Below are 892 nucleotides of genomic sequence, written 5' to 3'. Positions count from 1 at the left end.
AATGTGATTTTAGGAGATAACGTTCAAATTGGAGTAGGATGTATTATTAAAAATAGTATTATTGATAATCAAACTAAAATTCAAGCATATACAATCATAGAAAATGCAAAAATAGGTAAAAATTGTATCATTGGACCATTTGCTCATTTAAGAACAAACACTATATTAGATCAAACAATTAAAATAGGAAATTTTGTTGAAATCAAAGATAGTATTATAAAAAAAAATTGTAAAATCAAACATTTAAGTTATATAGGAAATTCTGAAATTGGAAGTAATGTTAACATTGGAGCAGGTAGTGTTACATGTAATTATGATGGGGTAAATAAATTAAAAACCATCATTGGTGACAATGTTTTCATTGGCGCTAATACAGAATTAATTGCACCAATTAAAATTACAAAAAATACAACTATTGGAGCAGGAACAACTTTAACAAAAGATATTAACGAATCTTGTTTAGTTTACAATAAAAAAGAACAAAAATATAAAAAAAATTGGATACATCCTAATAAATTTCGTCAAAAATAATAACTATAATTTTTTAATAAAAATTATTTATAAAAATAAATAGTTTTAAAAAATATAAAAAAGGTATAAATATGTGCGGTATTGTTGGTGCAGTCACAAAAAATAATATTATTAATTTTCTTCTAAAAGGTATTAAACAATTAGAATATCGAGGATATGATTCTTCAGGATTGGCTATAGTAAATAATAAAAATAATATTATTAGAATTCGTTGTGTTGGAAAAGTAGACAAATTAGTAGAAAAGGTAAATAAAAAAAAAATATTTGGTAACATTGGAGTAGCTCATACACGTTGGGCTACGCATGGAAAAATTTCTAAAGAAAATACTCATCCACATATTTCTTCAAATATTATTGTTGT

1 protein-coding gene and 1 pseudogene are annotated in these 892 nt (G+C 23.5%); both read left to right on the top strand.

Annotation, left to right across the window (positions count from 1 at the left end):
- Window positions 1-531, top strand: a 531-nt coding sequence (locus D9V70_RS03195) for a DapH/DapD/GlmU-related protein (RefSeq protein ID WP_301182239.1), incomplete at its 5' end; no start/stop codon positions are given.
- 71 nt (window positions 532-602) lie between these two features.
- A pseudogene (locus D9V70_RS03190) lies at window positions 603-892 on the top strand (glutamine--fructose-6-phosphate transaminase (isomerizing)); the annotation flags it as partial.

Source organism: Buchnera aphidicola (Lipaphis pseudobrassicae) (assembly GCF_005081185.1).
GTDB lineage: Bacteria > Pseudomonadota > Gammaproteobacteria > Enterobacterales > Enterobacteriaceae > Buchnera > Buchnera aphidicola_AD.
The sequence above is the reverse complement of the archived record's forward strand: the minus strand, read 5'-3'. Positions and strand labels throughout refer to the sequence as shown.